This is a genomic window from Paenibacillus pini JCM 16418, assembly GCF_000576305.1.
GTDB lineage: Bacteria > Bacillota > Bacilli > Paenibacillales > Paenibacillaceae > Paenibacillus_AQ > Paenibacillus_AQ pini.
The window spans coordinates 76,429-92,452 of record NZ_BAVZ01000004.1 but is presented as its reverse complement, the minus strand read 5'-3'; the positions used below and the strand labels follow the sequence as shown (position 1 = coordinate 92,452).

The window sequence follows — 16,024 nt, the reverse complement described above, 5'->3', positions numbered from 1 at the left end:
ATTATTATATCATAGTTCAAGCAGTTCCACGGAAAATGAAATAATTAGTATTAGGACATTTCCCTCCCTGAATACATTGATTAATGGTCCAACATTGAAGGGAGGTTGTCGGAAACTGAATATTTGCTTTCGCCGCTATGTTGTCATTACAATCGTATTTCTGATGTGCTGTTTGTCTTCTTTTGCAGGTACAGTGGATGCGAAAGAGACGGATAATGATCTAATCATTGTGAATAAAAAGACGAATAAACTAGCGTTCTTTCAGGACGGTATACTGGTAAAGGAATTCTCGGTTGCTACAGGCAAGACGCCGGGGCTAACGCCAGAAGGAACCTTTAAAATTGCGAACAAAATCAAGAACAGACCCTATTACAAGGATAAAATTCCAGGTGGAGACCCAAAAAATCCGCTTGGTGATCGTTGGATTGGACTCGATGTGAATGGCACGAGGGGCTCGACCTATGCAATCCATGGAAATAGTAACAAAAACTCCATCGGAAAGTATGTTAGTGCTGGATGCATACGAATGTATAATGATGATGTTCATTGGTTGTTCGCTAACGTGCAGTTGAATACAACAGCCATCATTACGACTTCTAAGCTTTCGATGAAGGAAATTGCTGCAAAACATGGTTATGTTCTAGGAACTCAAGAGTTCGACGGGAAAATCGTATTTAATAACCAAGCTGTTAAATTAGAAGAAAATATGATTATGATAAATTCTCATATTTATATTCCGCTGAGAGCATGCTTTGAACTATTAGGTGGAGAAGTTCTGTGGAATAACAAAAAAGCAACGGTCACTGTAAACATAGGGGATCGCACCATAACACATCATGCACTCTCAAAAAAGGCTACTATAAATGGAAAGATTGTTGATATGACAGCTTCTCAATATCGAGGTAATTCCTTGATGCTGCCGCTTCGAAATGTGGCTGAGCTGACTGGATATAAGGTGCAATGGAATAGTATTAATAATTCCGTGAATATTTCCTCTGCTAAATAGGAGAAGAGAGATCTTTTCTACATGAAAACCGCTTATAATGCGGTTTTTTTGTTATACATTGGCTGTTGAATATTGATTTAACTGAACAATAGAATTAAAGAGATTTATTCGAATGTAGAACTAATGATATCAATGTTTCTAGAGAAATAAATTAGTATAATGATACTTTTGAGCGATGTCATCGTTATTATAATTGGAGAGGGGGATTACGATGTCAAATGAACGGTTCTTAGCCATATATGATACATATTTTGATGATGTATATCGTTTTATTCTATTTAAGACAGGGAATCGATGGGATACAGACGATCTAGTTAGTGAAGTGTTCCGAAAAGTGTTTGAAAAATATAAATCTGTGAATTTAGAACAAAACACAAAGTCTTGGCTGATGACAATTGCTAGAAATACCGTAATTGATTATTATCGTAGACGCAAAGATCTGACCTATGGGCAGGATCCCGAGGTATTAGGATATATGCAAACAAATGAACTTCTTATTGACATGGAAATAAGAAATGAGTGCTTAAAACAATCTATGTTTTCACTTTCAGCCGATGAGAAGGAAATTATTAATTTGAAATATATGGGCGGGTTAAAATACAAGGAAATCAGTGAAATGCTCGGTAAAACGGAACAATGGTTAAAGACTAAAGCACACCGAATTAAACATAAAATGGAGAAATTCATTTTGATTTGTTTGGAGGGATAGCGATGGAGGATGTTCAGTTTGATGAAGAGATGGAACATTTCAAAAGAAGTCTTCCAATAAATGAAAAGCTAAAGCAAGAGCTAAGAAAATCTTTTTTTAGAAAACGGAGAAAGCCCCTCTTTCGTAGATCGATAACAGCAGCTGCCATTATTCTAATAGGTGTACTTGTTCTTACTCCGTGGTTATCTCAAGACAAAACAATTCCAAAGGTAGCGGCTGCTTCTTTACATATCTCCAATCAATTCTCCCTATCGGAGCAGCTTGGTGAAGAGAATAGTTCTGCACTCGCAGCGAGTGAAGGTAATCTCTATTTCGCGATACCAAACAAAGGTTTATATGTTTATGGTGAAGGAGAATTCAAAAAAATAGTAGCAGGTAATATTAGCTTTGTACGCGTATCTTTTGATCACACCCAGTTAGTTTATATCAGTGATGGCCATCTGTATTCATATGATCTGCAACTAAAAAAAAATCAACGACTGCTGACTGATGGACAAGTGACTAACAATCAAATTCAGTCGCCGACTTGGTCACCTGATGGTAAACGAATTGCTTTTGTTAAGACCGTGAATGATCGTCCAACGATTTGGGAACTGAATATTGCCAAGGGAACAGTGCAACAGATTACTGAAGGAGTAAGCCCTTCTTATATTGCAGGACAACAAGCAATGATTTATGAGAACAATGATCATATTATCTTAAAGGATTTGAAAAAGGGAACCAGTACCGTGCTTGATCTGGGTAAGTCCCCTTCCGTTTCAGCAGATGGGGCATACGTTGCTTACATTAAGAAACAAGGAAATCCCACTATTGAGGATGTTTGGATTGCGGATACTGACTTTAAGACCAAGCAACAGGTTACTGAGAATAAGCTATCTGATGCGTGGGATCAGCTAGGTAATATAATTGAAGGGAAACAGCAGGCACTAAATACATTTGAACAGCCACTGTGGAGTGATGATGATCGAAGCTTGTATGTCTATAAAATCTTTCACACCAATGAGGTATGGAAAGAAGTCATTCGCTATGATCTTAAAGAGGAACAGGCAACCCCAGAACAAATTGTAGCGGGTTTCATTCAAGCGCTGATATATCGTGATGAACAATATGCACACAGTTTCTTTAATTATGATCCAGGTTATTTGAAAGGAACAAATCCTCGTCAGGTGGGCTTTAAAATTACGAATAAGAGTCAGGATTCTAAAAATTCATATGTCGATGCAGAAACTTATTTATCGTATACCGGACAACCATATTATCAGATTATTAAGACCAGATATAAGCTCACAGCAGGAACGAAGGGTTATAAGATTTCGGGAATGGAAGAGAAGGAGAACATTGAAATAAATGGATCTGCGGACAAAGTAACTTTATCTGTAAATGGTAGCGAAAAGGTTCTGTTCAAATTTAATGATGATCCAAAGCAGGATAAATGGGAGAAACTAATATTGAATAATATTGCCTATCATGAATCTTCCCAAACGTTGTGGTTTACGGTGTGGCAGACAAATGACAAGGATGGGCAGACAAATGTGAGCAAAGGGCAGTTGTCAGTCATGAAATATGATATGAGGACCAAACAGTTCACCACGTTGGATTCCCAACTCGAATTTAGAGGTTCAGGAAAATTAATTATAGATAATGATCTTAAGTATATAGCTATTGAGGACTCAGGATATGATACAGAAAGTGTCGTTTATAATCTTGATACGAAAGAGAAAACGCTATTGTCTGATCAATTTAAGGGAGAGAAACCAAAGAGTGTGAACATTCGTTTTTGGGATCAAGGCAAGTTGACCTTTTATGCGAGATTGGATGGGCGTGACGTGTTCTTCAGATACTTACCTGAGCAAAATAAAATAGACACAGGCTTTAGTAAATAAAATTCTCATAAACAGTACAGCCCCCATAAGGGGCTGTTTCTGTCTTTAAGCAAAAAACTGTCAATATAAATATCTTGACAATACATTTGCTCTATAACGTATAATATATAGACCGATTGTTATAATCAAAGGAGGTGGTCGGCATGCCGGAAAAGCCCAAATCCCGCGAGTCTATATTAGATACAGCTTCTAAGCTATTCTTTATGCAAGGCTATCACGGAACGGGTTTGAATCAAATTATTAAGGAGAGTCATTGTCCTAAAGGTTCTTTATATTATTATTTTCCAGAGGGAAAAGAAGAGCTGGCTATGGAGTGCATTAATCGAACAAAGCACTTTGTTTCAGAGCGATGGAAAGAGCTTTTTATAGCGGTGAAAGACCCTTCCGAAGCGATACAAACGTTTATCGAATCCATGGCATCAGATGCAAAAGAATCGAATTTTGAGAGCTTCATGCCCTTTAGTTTTTGGATGGCGGTTGAAACATCTGCGATCAGTAATTTACTTAGGGAGACCTGCAAGTCAGTATTTAACGAGTGGCAAAGTATCATTTCTGAGCGATTACAACAAGAGGGAATAGATATTGATCGAGCTGATGAAACGGCAATGATTATTCTGTCGTCAATCGAAGGGTCATTAATTCATGCTCAAACGCTCAAAGATACGAAGCCCATATTAATGGCGTCCAAATATGTCACAATATTATTGAATAATGTCCTGGTAAAGAGGTAAGAAAACACAATAGACAGAGATAAAGATGGAGGATGTAAGAAGTGGAAGCAACTATGAATCAACCAAAAGATAGTCAACAAAAGAAATTTAGAGTCATTCCGATCATGGTGGCGCTGCTCATCAGTGGATTCATCGGTATGTTCAGTGAGACAGCATTGAATGTTGCGCTAAGCGACCTAATGCAGCTTCTCAATATAACACCGTCAACAGTACAATGGTTAACAACGGGATACTTGCTTACATTAGGTATTCTGGTTCCAATTTCAGGACTTCTTCTACAATGGTTCACAACTCGGCAGTTGTTCGTTACAGCGCTTAGTTTCTCCATTGTAGGTACACTCATCGCTGCACTGGCACCAAGCTTTGAAGTATTATTGCTTGCGCGTGTTGTCCAAGCGATCGGAACAGGTATTATGTTACCGCTTATGTTTAACACCATCTTAATTATTTTTCCTGCTGAAAAAAGAGGGGCAGCTATGGGTATTATTGGTCTCGTGATCATGGTTGCGCCTGCGATAGGACCAACGATTGCAGGTTTGCTCATTGAAAACTTGAGCTGGCACTGGATCTTCTGGTTGTCACTGCCATTCCTAGTTATTTCGCTTGTATCAGGTATTCTGTATATGCAGAATGTATCGAAGATTACGAAGCCGAAAATTGATATATTGTCGATACTGCTATCTTCACTTGGTTTCGGAGGAATTGTATTTGGTTTCTCAAGTGCTGGTGAAGGCGAAGGCGGATGGACGAGCACCAAAGTTATCGTATCGCTTATTATCGGTATCGTAGCGTTATTATCATTTGGAATTCGCCAACTGAAAATGAAACAGCCGATGATTAACATTCGTGCTTTCAAATATCCAATGTTCTCTGTCGGCGTGCTTATGGTCTTCATTTGTATGATGATCATTCTATCATCAATGTTGGTATTACCGATGTTCTTGATTAAAGGATTTGGGATGTCGGCTTTCTCAGCCGGACTACTTATGTTACCAGGTGGTATTATTAACGGTATCATGTCGCCAATTATGGGACGATTGTTCGATAAATACGGTCCGAAATGGCTTGTATTCCCTGGATTTCTAGTCGTTGCAGTAGCACTCTGGTTCTTTTCCGAAATTACGGTTACCTCAGCTTCTGCCCTTGTGATCGTTCTTCATACGTGCTTGATGATCGGGATATCCATGATTATGATGCCTGCACAGACCAATGGTTTGAATCAGCTACCACGTCATTTTTATCCAGACGGTACGGCTATTATGAATACTCTACAACAGGTAGCGGGTGCCATTGGTACGGCTCTTGCCGTAAGTATCATGACTGCTGGGCAAATGAAGTATGTGAAATCGACTCCAAATGCGAACATGGTGGACGCCCTTACAGCGGGTGTGCAGAACGCATTTATCTTCGGAATGATCGTCGCTATTATTGGTTTCGTTATTGCATTATTCATTAAGCGTGTGAATGTTAAAGATGTACATTAAGGTGAAGCTAAACTCATCCATTTAAAAATAAATATCTTTAAATAACCCGCGCATATAGCGCGGGTTATTTTTTTGAAATCAACATAATATGATCTGGGTACCGTCTACGTTGATCTCCTGCTTGGATCATGTTAATCATGTGAATGATCCCAATTACACTGTATTATCATTTTTTCATGTGATACATTAAGGACGACATCATGTCTTCATAATAATCACAAAGGTGGACTGAATATGATAAGAATCGGAATGATTAGTTATTGGCATGTCCATGCCTGGGATTACACGAAACAAGCACAAGAACATCCGGAAACGGAAATTGCTGCTGTCTGGGATGAAAATCCGACGCGAGGTAAAGAAGTTGCTGATAAACTTGGAATACCCTTTTACGATTCAATAGATGAAATGTTGCATGGTGACCTTATCGATGCTGTGATTGTGGCTTCGCCAACATCGATGCATAGACAGGTGATGTTGAAAGCCGCGCAAGCAGGAAAACATATTTTCACCGAGAAAGTTATTGCTGCTACGCTGAGTGAGGTCACTGATATCATACAGTCAATTGAACAGAATAACGTAAAATTAACGGTATCACTACCAAGATTAAATGATGGATATACACTATCGATTCAAAATATATTGAAAGAAGAATTACTTGGAGAAATTACGTATGTGCGTGTTCGCTTATCTCACAACGGAGCTACAAAGGGCTGGTTACCGGACCATTTTTATGGATTAGAAGAATGTTGTGGTGGAGCATTAATTGATCTTGGATGCCATCCGATGTATCTCACACGATTGTTCTTAGGGCAGGAACCCGTTGAAGTTAATGCACAATTTGGCTATATTACAGGTAAAGAAGTAGAAGACAACGCTGTAGCTATGCTTTCAACCTCATCTGGCGCAATCGGAGTGGTAGAGGCGGGTTTTGTCAATAACTTCTCACCATTTACAATCGAAATTCATGGTAAGGATGGAACGCTTCTATTCGGAACGCCTGATGATAAGTTGTTCATTCAAACAACTAGAAAAAAGGAATATGAGAATGATTGGTCAGAACTACCCTTACAAGATAATCGCGAGAGTGCTTTCGAGCAGTGGATTACTCATATTCAGCAGGATACTGTAGCAGAAGAGAACATTACATGTGCAATTGAGCTTTCTAAATTAATGGAGGCTTCGAATAAATCAGCGCAGGAACATCGAGCCGTACGTCTGGATGAATTAAATTCGTAATGAAAGAAGGACCTGAGCTATATGCTCGGGTCCTTTCTGTATTCATATCTTTGATATTCTACATCGCAGGTGCGGAAGAAGAATTGGAACCTTTGGAATCACGAGCGGTATGCTCCTTGATCAGATCTGCTGTGAGTTGACCAGAGAGTGTAACCATAGGTACACCACCACCTGGGTGCGTCGATCCTCCGACGAAATACAGATTATCGATCAAATCACTTTTACTAGGAATCTTGAAGCCACTATTTAACTTCCGATCCGTAACCACGCCATAAATGGAACCACCATTTGAGCCGTATAAGCGCTGCAAATCATCCGGAATAAATGTGTATTCAAATTCAATGTGTGAGCGCAAATCAGACAATCCCATCATTTCAAGTTTGGTAAGCACCTTATCGCGATACTTTTCTTTCAAGGGCTCCCAGCTCTCACCAGGTTTAAGTGGAGGAACATGTGTAAGTACGAATAGATTTTCTTTGCCTTCAGGCGCTTGAGTAGGATCAGATTTGCTGGATACACCTATGTATATCGTAGGATCGTCCGCAGGAATACCTTGTTCGAAAATTTGCTGGAACTCTTTTTCAGGATCACTTGAGAAGAAGAAATTGTGATGAAGGAGTTGTTCATATTGCTTGTCAACGCCAAGTAACAGAACAAGACCAGATACAGTCGGTGCATATTTAGTCAGTTTTTTAACGGTATCAGCAGAACCAGAATGTTCTTTAACCAAAGTCTGATATGCTGGAATTGCTTCAAGGTTAGATACAATTAAATCCGCATCAATAACGGTACCATCTTCAAGGGTAACTCCTGTTGCTACAGAGCCTTTTGTATTGATGCTAGCAACCGGTGCATTCGTTCGTACTTCTACACCTTGCTCAGCGAGCAGTTTTAACATCCCCTTAGCAATATTGTACATACCGCCTTCCACATAATAAATACCGAGTCCCATTTGTACATAAACCAATTGGGATAACACAGCAGGCGCAGCGTAAGGAGAAGAGCCGATATACATGATAAAGAAATCAAATAGCTGGCGTAAATGTTTATTTTGTATAAATCGGCTTGTGCTTTGGTGCATCGTACGGAATGGGTCCATAGCCATTAACTCTTTCATGCTGTGATGGGTACGCAGATCGCTAAGACCCGATAAACTCTTACTATAGAAGCTTTTTGCGTTGAGATCGTACATCTTCTGACAATATTGCAAGTAGCTTAGAAATTCTTGAGCGTCTTCTGGTGAAATATCTTGAAGTCCCTTCAGCATTTCAGGCAAATCTCCTGAGATATCTAGAGATACACCATTTTCAAAGAATGTTCTCCACTGCGGTTCTACGCGGGTCAGCGTCATATAATCCTCTAAACGGCGTCCTGCGCTTGAAAAAAGTTGTTCAAGCACCCAAGGCATAGTGAGAATGGAGGGACCCGTATCAAAGGAATAACCTTTCCCACTGCGAACATTCAGTTTGCCTCCAGCTCGTTCATTCTTTTCCAGAACAATGACTTCGTTTCCATCCGCAGCGAGACGTATAGCCGAAGATAGACCGCCTAGCCCTCCACCAATAACTACAATTTTCTTCTTCATAAGGTGCACGTCCTCTCAAAGGAATCTTGTACTCGTTTCTTATAATATATCTTTTTGTTTCAAAGCATATACACTACACTTACCTAATAACTGGTATTTTAAAACGTTTACGGTTAATATATAAGGAAATTATATGGAAAACAGAACGTTAGCTGGTGGGGTGTACGCATTGGATCATATCATGAGTTGTGCAAGGAAGGCTTTGCCTGCATGGAAAGCAATGCCTGTGAAAGCACGTCTACATTACCTCGGCAGACTCCGAATGCTGCTTATTCGAGACATGGACGAGTGGATAGAATTATTAAAAATTGAATGTGGCAAGACCCCAATGGACGCGTTGATGAGTGATATATATACCACTGTAGATGCGATTGCATATTATGAGAAACATGCTTCTCGTATACTGCGATCACGCAGAGTCCGGACTCCACTTGTCTTTATCGGATCGAAATCATATAGAACATATGAACCTTTTGGCGTTCTAAGTGTAATTGCGCCATGGAATTTCCCGCTACAATTAGCACTTATTCCTGTAATTAGTGGACTTGCAGCAGGGAATGTTGTGTTACTTAAACCTTCTGAGAAATTGCCACAAATCAATGCGAAGCTAATCAATACGTTGCAAGAAGCCGGATTCCCTAAGGGTGTCTGTAGCGTGATTCAGGGCGGAAGAGAAACCGTTGAACATCTTATTGAAATGAGACCTGATAAAATCTTCTTTACGGGCGGATCGGAAGCAGGAAGAAATGTGCTCCAGCGAGCAGCAGCACATTTCATTCCATGTGATATGGAGTTAAGTGGCAAGGATCCGATGATTGTATGTGATGATGCCTCGATTGAGAGAGCAGCCCGAGCAGCGGTTTGGGGTGCTTTTCTGCATAGTGGACAGGTCTGCGTGAGTGTAGAGAGAGTCTATGTTCATGCGAGTATCTATGACGAATTCGTGAGAAATGTTGTGATTCAAACGAATAGCTTGTCACAGAGTGCAGATGAATGGGCAGATGTGGGGGCCATGACTACAGAAGAAGGCTGGCACAGAGTTAAGGAACAGCTTGAGGATGCCGTATTGAAGGGTGCTAGTGTGCAGGCAGGAGGATTAACAGCTGATGCTATCATACCGATATTTCCGCCAACCGTACTAACTGGAGTTACGAATGACATGCAACTAATGAAGGAAGAAACATTTGGTCCACTTCTTCCGATCATGGCTTTTGAAACCGATGAGGAGGCAATTGCACTTGCCAATCAATCCGATTATGGGCTGAGTGCGAGCATTTTCACTTCCAATTTGAGTAGAGGCAGGTCTATAGCCAATAGGCTTGAGACGGGTAGCTGTGCGATCAACGATGTGGTGCGTCATATTAGCAATATGAATCTGCCTTTTGGTGGCGTTAAGCAAAGTGGCTTTGGCAGGACGCATGGTCCGGAGGGTTTGTTAGCTTTTTGTCAAAGTAAGGCAATTATGATGAAGAGTGGGCGGAAGCCGAAGCAAATCAATTGGTATCCTTATAAGCAAGATTCTTTTGAAAGTATTAAGAAAGGTTTACGCATGCTTTACGGTAGAGGAGTGAAGAAGGAGGACAATACATAATGGTCACTTTCATTTGGATTGTAGTCGGATGGATTAGTGGATGGTTCCTTCTGAGAGGAATGGTTCAGCTGGATAACCATTCATACAGCAGTACTACTTCACAACCCGATGCTGCCACATTACATTCTCAATTACAGAATGCATCTAAGAGTGATCTTCCCAACCTTTCTATTATTATTCCTGCTCGGAATGAAGAGAAGAACATAGCAAGGTTGCTCGCCTCGTTAGCAGAACAGACGCTAACACCGGTGGAAGTTATAGTCGCTAATGACGATTCACAGGACAATACTGGAGCAGTGGCCATGCGTATGGGCGCTAAAGTCGTAAAGCCTGGCGAACTACCTCGGGGTTGGCTAGGCAAAAGCTGGGCTTGCTGGAGCGGTGCACAAGCTGCACAGGGAGACATTCTCGTATTTCTGGATGCAGATACGTATCTAGAGCCAGAAGGTCTCTATAATATTGCGTTATCATGCTTACGTACGAAAGGTTTTATATCTGTTCAGCCCTACCATCAAATGAAGCGCTGGTATGAACAAATGTCAGCCTTTTTCAATGTGATCGTATTGGCAGGGGTGGGAAGAGGGACGAGGGCACAAAGTAACGAAAGATCAGAAGACCCGTATAGACATACAACGAAACCTACAATCTCAGGAGCTTTTGGCCCATGTATAGCTTGTAGCAAGCTAGATTACTTCCAAGTCGGGGGACATGAAGCGATTCGCGGCCGCATCCTTGAGAACTATGCGCTGGGGCTTGCTTTTTCGAAAGCGGGTTATGTAGTGAGAAATTATACGGGAGCAGATACAGTGAATTTTAGAATGTATCCAGATGGGTTCCGTAGTTTAATTGCAGGCTGGAGTAAGAGCTTCGCATCGGGGGCATCAACAACCTCTTGGATTCGTCTCATGCTGGTGATTCTATGGATTGCAGGAGCGGTTTCCTCTGTAACGCAATGGATCGGTATCATGTCTAATTTTGGTCCACCGACTCTTATTGCTGGGTCGGTACTATATGTACTATATGCTATTCAGTTATACTTACTGTTCTGTCGTTCGGGCAGCTTCCGTACATTAACAGCGCTTTTATTTCCTTTACCACTGCTTGTATTCATTGTCATTTTCGTGCAGTCTGCGATTCAGACGTTCTTTCGCCGTAAGGTACAATGGAAAGGAAGGTCGATCACAACGGGAAAGGAGTGAGGTCGATTGCAAATATGGATATTTACACCGTTATGGACGTTATTTATTGATATTGCTGCTTGGCTCTTCTTTCACCTTGGCGTGTCCTATCTATTCCTGCAAATGCCAGACCGTTGGTTTGACTCTAGCCGTCAGCGGTTGATTGATTCGGATAAAAGAGGTATGGAAGGACGGAAGTCTAGAGAAGAGAAGTTCTATGATCGATATCTGCATATTCGACTGTGGAAGGATAAACTGCCCGATGGAGGAGCGATGTTTGATGATGGATTTCCGAAGTCCAAGCTGGAAGAACATAAGCTGGCTTATTATCAAAAGTTCATTTTAGAAACCAGGCGAGGTGAATGGACACACTGGATATCCATGCTCCCCGCACCGCTGTTCTTTATGTGGAATGAAGAACTATATGGATGGATCATGATCTTGTACGCTGTCGTTGCTAACTTACCCTTTATTATCGTTCTACGTTACAATCGCTTGAGATTGCTACGCATAAGCAGGAGGAGACAAAAATGAACATTGTCTAAAAGCTTTATAGGAACCATGAGGAGTTACCACAACTTAGTTGGGAGTCGAGGTTCGGCATGAAGTATTGGAAGAATCCATTATTATTAATATCAGGAATCGGCATATCATATCTAGGTAACTGGATTTACTTAATAGCACTTAATATTTCGATCTTAGATTTAACCGGATCAGCAGTGGCAGTTGCCGGACTTTATATGATTAGACCTGTTGCTATGCTGATTACGAATATGTGGTCGGGCAGCATTATTGACCGGGTGAATAAGAGAAAACTCATGATCACGGTAGATGTGATAAGGGGCATACTGGTATGTATCGTACCGTTTATTTCTTCCTTATGGGCAATTTATTCGCTACTATTACTCATTAATATTGTGGGTGCTTTCTTTGGCCCTAGTTCCTCTGTGTACATAACTAAATTAGTTCCTGCTGAGAATAGAAAGCGTTTTAATTCAATCCTTAGTATGACAAGCTCTGGTGCATTTCTATTGGGACCAGCTATTGCAGGCGTTCTAATTATGATCGTAGGCACTGAGTTATGCATCATCATTAATGCAGCTACATTTATGGTGTGTGCATTATTTATCTATTTTCTCCCGAATGTGGATGATGCTCCTGCGACGTTAAGAGAACCTATAAAGTGGAAGACGCTTGTGAATGATTGGAAGGCAGTTCATGGATTTATGAGGTCAGCTAGGTTCTTTATCGTAGTGTATATATTGTTTCAAGGTGCAACTTTACTTGGTTTCGCTGTGGATTCGCAGGAGGTTACCTTTATTAAGCAGCACTTGGAATTAACAGATCGTGATTACGGCCTTATTGTGAGTATAACGGGTATAGGTTCTTTAGCCGGTGCTGCGGCTGCGGCTCTTATGTCTAAAAAAGTACATTTAAAGTTGTATGTGGGTGCAGGGATGTTATTAACTACTATTGGTATGTATTGTTCTATGCTTCTTTTAATTTTGTAACTGCAACTTTAGCGTTTGTATTTCTTGGCTTCTTTATGGCGTTTGCAAACACGGGCTATGCTACCTTCTTCCAGAACCATGTGCCTGTATCTATTATGGGAAGGTTCGGGAGCTTGTCTGATATGGTGCAGGGCATCATTCAGATCGGACTGACTTTGCTACTTGGTCTATCTACAGAGCTGTTTTCATTACAATTTGTATGTTTGGTGTTCTCTACAGTTTCAGTAATCCTCGCTGGAATTCTTTTCGTTACGATTATTATACCTTCCAAGTCTCATTACTTTGAAGAAACATCGAAGTCTATAGTCATTTCCAACTAATCTACCTCAAAATGTAAAACGGAGGGCATCCAAGATGTCCTCCATTGTACTTTCTATTGTTTATTTAAGTTCCCAGTTGGTCGCTTTAATCACTGCCGCATCTGCATTCTTGAGATCCGTTTCGCCAGCGGCCAATAGCGAACTCCATTGTTTTACTCGGTTTTTACCATTTGGAGCTTGGTTGTAGTCATTGGTGTCTACGATCAAAGTACGTTTAGCATAGAAATTCGTCATAAAAGTCTTCTCATTGGTGCTGCTTCCAGAACGGGACAGAACTCCTTCCAGACTACCAGAATCACCAGTAGCCCCTTGATTCAGTGCTGTGTCGACAAATGATCCAATGGTTAGAGCCGTAGTGAATCCGCGTTTCTGTGCTTGCTGTACACTATATTTAATGTACGTGTCATAGAATGTACGCCACATCGCTTCTCTCCAAGCTTCATTGTTTTGAAGAGCTTTGATCTTCTTCTTGATAACACTATCGCTATCACTGAGCTTGAGAATCGAACCGCTCATTTTACCCTTCAGACCCGCACGTGTTAATCCACCTGCAATGGAAGGGCTGCTAGCACCACTAGCAGCATCAAAAGCTTTAAATAAGTCTGGACCATCAGGCCCCGTATCATTCGAACCGCCTGTCGTTGCTCCAAAGATACCAATGGTGTATCCACGGTTATCTCCAATATCTTCTGCATAGCCATAGAAATCAGTCCATTTTAAAGAATCCTGCTCAGGTTTGTTCACGAGCTTCATAATATTATCCCATTGCTCACCATCGAGTTTTGTATTAGTCTTTAGGAATTGCAAGGTTGAAGCTGAAAAATTGGCATCATGATCGATAGCTGCAGCAGCTACGCTACTCAAAGAATTCTCATCTGTTACAGAAAACGATTGAATATTTGCTTCATTCGCATCGTTATATATTTCACTCGAATCTATATTTTCTTCTATAGGAGCAATATCCTCATCAGCATAAGCTTTTGTTTGAATAGGGCCAGAGAAGCTGGAGAATGAAGCTACCACGGTAAAGGAAAGTAAAATCATCAAGAACTTCACTCTATGATTAGCGGGTTTATTACTTGTCTTATACATATAATTCCTCCTAGAATAATGTGATATTTATTCATATATTTTAATTATTCTTAATATGAAAATTCTACGTATTCTAAATAAGATAAGCGCTTTAACTTTGTAATCAAATAAAACCAACATACATTACTTTAGAATTTCGGTAGTTATTGTCCTCCTCTCTTAAGCACATAGTTTAAGCGCTTATACTTTTAGGTTAAAAGAAATGTCGCATATAGAAAAAATGATTCTGCGTCGGAAGTAACACGGAATTCACTTTTAACCTCAGCAATTGCTCTCAACTTCTTGCGATTTAGGAAGAGTATACTGTAGAATATTTTGATTGTATTGAGCTTAAATAACTAAGTTAATACATATTTATATATTTAAAAATGAACATATTGGACTATTTGCTACGCTATTTTGGAGATCAATTTCAGAAGTGCTACAATAGAGAGGTATTTCAACATGAATTATTCGGAGGAGATTACTATGGTTAAATTTCAGGATATCATACCTTATATGGATAATGTTCGTCAACAATTGATGAACGTATTAGATTCTTTTGGACCCGAGGAGAAAGAGCTTCGCGAGAAACCAGAAGGATGGACTGTTACAGAGGTTGTTGAGCACATCAGCAAACTTGAAGGCATGATTCTCTATCAGTTGAAGAATGCTATGCTAACAGAATTTATTGGTCCTTCTGAACCACTGGATGAGAAAAAGACGGATGTAATGGATATTCTGAAAAGTAGTGGAATTATTGGACAGAAAATTGAAGCACCTGAGCAAGCGAGACCTTCAGGCACAATTTCGTATGAGGAAGCTATTCAGAAGTTAGAAGATATGCGTGCAGCAACAAAAGCATTCCTTCCGAAGCTAACCGAGCGTAATACGAATGAACTTCTATTTCCACATCCATTCGGATTTGAACTAAACGCGAACCAATGGGCACATTTTATTGCTATTCATGAATCTACTCATATCAGACAGCTACAACGAATTCGGGAAGCTAATCTATAATTTAAACGACAAGCGTTTTCTTTTTCTGGAAAAAGGCAACCCTAATAAGGAACCCTATACCAGCAACAGGAGGACGAAAAACTCAAATGAAAAAAATGGTCATGTCAGTCAGCCTTAGCCTAGGCTTTGTTCTATTAGGGGCTACCTGCGCTGCACCAGCAGTGAATGCGAGTTCGAAAGAATCACAAGTCACAGTGAAAATTATCAACACCAAGGGTGAAGAGGTCGGGACTGCTTTGTTAACGGGGCAGGATGATGCGGTTAAGCTACACATCGAGGCCAAGAATCTCCCGCCTGGTGTGCATGGTATCCACTTCCATGAAAATGGTAAATGTGATACACCGGACTTTAAATCTGCCGGGGCGCATTTAAATCCCAAGCATAAGGAGCATGGGTTTAACAATCCGAAAGGCTTTCATGCTGGTGATTTACTGAATATTGATGTGAAGCAGGACGGGACGGTTATTGCAGATCTAGAGAGCAAAACCGTTTCACTCACAAGAGGTGCTTCTAACTCGTTATTAAAGCCCGGGGGAACGTCAATCATTATCCATGAGAAAGCAGACGATTATGTAACAGACCCTTCAGGCAATTCGGGAAACCGAATTGGTTGCGCTCGGATCGAATAGTCTTCAATGATATGGATGTAATCTAAAAAAGCATTGCTGAAGGGAAAATACCCTTCAGCAATGCTTTTTT

13 protein-coding genes and 1 pseudogene are annotated in these 16,024 nt (G+C 40.5%); 12 read left to right on the top strand and 2 right to left on the bottom strand.

Annotation, left to right across the window (positions count from 1 at the left end; genetic code table 11):
- The first annotated feature begins 76 nt into the window (after positions 1–76).
- The 6 genes from JCM16418_RS07610 to JCM16418_RS07585 all read left to right on the top strand — a co-directional run bounded on the left by JCM16418_RS07610 (position 77) and on the right by JCM16418_RS07585 (position 7,049).
- Positions 77–1,006 carry a L,D-transpeptidase family protein gene (locus JCM16418_RS07610; protein ID WP_242403746.1) on the top strand — a complete coding sequence of 310 codons (930 nt, stop codon included), beginning with the start codon at positions 77–79 and terminating at the stop codon, positions 1,004–1,006.
- Between the two features lie 211 nt (positions 1,007–1,217).
- Entirely contained in the window at positions 1,218–1,715 is a 498-nt protein-coding gene (locus JCM16418_RS07605; protein WP_036647324.1) for an RNA polymerase sigma factor, read from the top strand.
- 2 nt (positions 1,716–1,717) lie between these two features.
- The gene (locus JCM16418_RS07600; protein ID WP_036647322.1) at positions 1,718–3,598 is read left to right on the top strand and encodes a TolB family protein; all 1,881 of its coding nucleotides are present in this window, start codon (positions 1,718–1,720) and stop codon (positions 3,596–3,598) included.
- A 143-nt stretch (positions 3,599–3,741) separates the two neighbouring features.
- The gene (locus JCM16418_RS07595; RefSeq protein WP_036647318.1) at positions 3,742–4,329 is read left to right on the top strand and encodes a TetR/AcrR family transcriptional regulator; all 588 of its coding nucleotides are present in this window, start codon (positions 3,742–3,744) and stop codon (positions 4,327–4,329) included.
- A gap of 53 nt (positions 4,330–4,382) precedes the next feature.
- Entirely contained in the window at positions 4,383–5,813 is a 1,431-nt protein-coding gene (locus tag JCM16418_RS07590) for a DHA2 family efflux MFS transporter permease subunit (RefSeq protein WP_036647781.1), read from the top strand.
- A 234-nt stretch (positions 5,814–6,047) separates the two neighbouring features.
- Positions 6,048–7,049: a Gfo/Idh/MocA family protein gene (locus JCM16418_RS07585; protein WP_036647315.1), complete on the top strand. Its 1,002-nt coding sequence runs from the start codon at positions 6,048–6,050 to the stop codon at positions 7,047–7,049.
- 58 nt (positions 7,050–7,107) lie between these two features.
- Here JCM16418_RS07585 and JCM16418_RS07580 read toward each other — a convergent pair whose 3' ends face one another.
- The gene (locus tag JCM16418_RS07580; RefSeq protein ID WP_052020119.1) at positions 7,108–8,634 is read right to left on the bottom strand and encodes a phytoene desaturase family protein; all 1,527 of its coding nucleotides are present in this window, start codon (positions 8,632–8,634) and stop codon (positions 7,108–7,110) included.
- Positions 8,635–8,767: 133 nt separating this feature from the next.
- Between JCM16418_RS07580 and JCM16418_RS07575 the strand changes: the two genes are divergently transcribed.
- The 4 genes and pseudogenes from JCM16418_RS07575 to JCM16418_RS07560 all read left to right on the top strand — a co-directional run bounded on the left by JCM16418_RS07575 (position 8,768) and on the right by JCM16418_RS07560 (position 13,234).
- Positions 8,768–10,225, top strand: a complete 1,458-nt coding sequence (locus JCM16418_RS07575) for an aldehyde dehydrogenase family protein (RefSeq protein WP_052020118.1) — start codon at positions 8,768–8,770, stop codon at positions 10,223–10,225.
- On the top strand, positions 10,225–11,424 hold the full coding sequence (locus JCM16418_RS07570) for a glycosyltransferase family 2 protein (RefSeq protein ID WP_052020117.1): 1,200 nt from the start codon (positions 10,225–10,227) through the stop codon (positions 11,422–11,424). The genes JCM16418_RS07575 and JCM16418_RS07570 overlap by 1 nt, the downstream gene beginning before the upstream one ends.
- A gap of 6 nt (positions 11,425–11,430) precedes the next feature.
- The gene (locus JCM16418_RS07565; RefSeq protein WP_036647313.1) at positions 11,431–11,937 is read left to right on the top strand and encodes a glycosyl-4,4'-diaponeurosporenoate acyltransferase CrtO family protein; all 507 of its coding nucleotides are present in this window, start codon (positions 11,431–11,433) and stop codon (positions 11,935–11,937) included.
- 68 nt (positions 11,938–12,005) lie between these two features.
- A pseudogene (locus JCM16418_RS07560) lies at positions 12,006–13,234 on the top strand (MFS transporter).
- 60 nt (positions 13,235–13,294) lie between these two features.
- Here the strand turns inward: JCM16418_RS07560 and JCM16418_RS07555 are convergent.
- Positions 13,295–14,326 (bottom strand): chitosanase, encoded by a 1,032-nt coding sequence (locus JCM16418_RS07555; RefSeq protein ID WP_036647311.1) that lies wholly within the window; start codon positions 14,324–14,326, stop codon positions 13,295–13,297.
- Between the two features lie 468 nt (positions 14,327–14,794).
- Between JCM16418_RS07555 and JCM16418_RS07550 the strand changes: the two genes are divergently transcribed.
- Both JCM16418_RS07550 and JCM16418_RS07545 read left to right on the top strand, forming a co-directional pair.
- Entirely contained in the window at positions 14,795–15,325 is a 531-nt protein-coding gene (locus JCM16418_RS07550; protein WP_036647771.1) for a DinB family protein, read from the top strand.
- An 86-nt stretch (positions 15,326–15,411) separates the two neighbouring features.
- Positions 15,412–15,954 carry a superoxide dismutase family protein gene (locus tag JCM16418_RS07545; RefSeq protein ID WP_036647309.1) on the top strand — a complete coding sequence of 181 codons (543 nt, stop codon included), beginning with the start codon at positions 15,412–15,414 and terminating at the stop codon, positions 15,952–15,954.
- Positions 15,955–16,024 lie beyond the last annotated feature (70 nt).

Bases quoted from the DNA above. Each gene is read 5' to 3' on its own strand.
- JCM16418_RS07605 (WP_036647324.1), top strand. From the start codon at position 1,218: ATGTCAAATGAACGGTTCTTAGCCATATATGATACATATTTTGATGAT.
- JCM16418_RS07600 (WP_036647322.1), top strand. From the start codon at position 1,718: ATGGAGGATGTTCAGTTTGATGAAGAGATGGAACATTTCAAAAGAAGT.
- JCM16418_RS07595 (WP_036647318.1), top strand. From the start codon at position 3,742: ATGCCGGAAAAGCCCAAATCCCGCGAGTCTATATTAGATACAGCTTCT.
- JCM16418_RS07590 (WP_036647781.1), top strand. From the start codon at position 4,383: ATGAATCAACCAAAAGATAGTCAACAAAAGAAATTTAGAGTCATTCCG.
- JCM16418_RS07585 (WP_036647315.1), top strand. From the start codon at position 6,048: ATGATAAGAATCGGAATGATTAGTTATTGGCATGTCCATGCCTGGGAT.
- JCM16418_RS07580 (WP_052020119.1), bottom strand. From the start codon at position 8,634: ATGAAGAAGAAAATTGTAGTTATTGGTGGAGGGCTAGGCGGTCTATCT.
- JCM16418_RS07575 (WP_052020118.1), top strand. From the start codon at position 8,768: ATGGAAAACAGAACGTTAGCTGGTGGGGTGTACGCATTGGATCATATC.
- JCM16418_RS07570 (WP_052020117.1), top strand. From the start codon at position 10,225: ATGGTCACTTTCATTTGGATTGTAGTCGGATGGATTAGTGGATGGTTC.
- JCM16418_RS07555 (WP_036647311.1), bottom strand. From the start codon at position 14,326: ATGTATAAGACAAGTAATAAACCCGCTAATCATAGAGTGAAGTTCTTG.
- JCM16418_RS07550 (WP_036647771.1), top strand. From the start codon at position 14,795: ATGGTTAAATTTCAGGATATCATACCTTATATGGATAATGTTCGTCAA.
- JCM16418_RS07545 (WP_036647309.1), top strand. From the start codon at position 15,412: ATGAAAAAAATGGTCATGTCAGTCAGCCTTAGCCTAGGCTTTGTTCTA.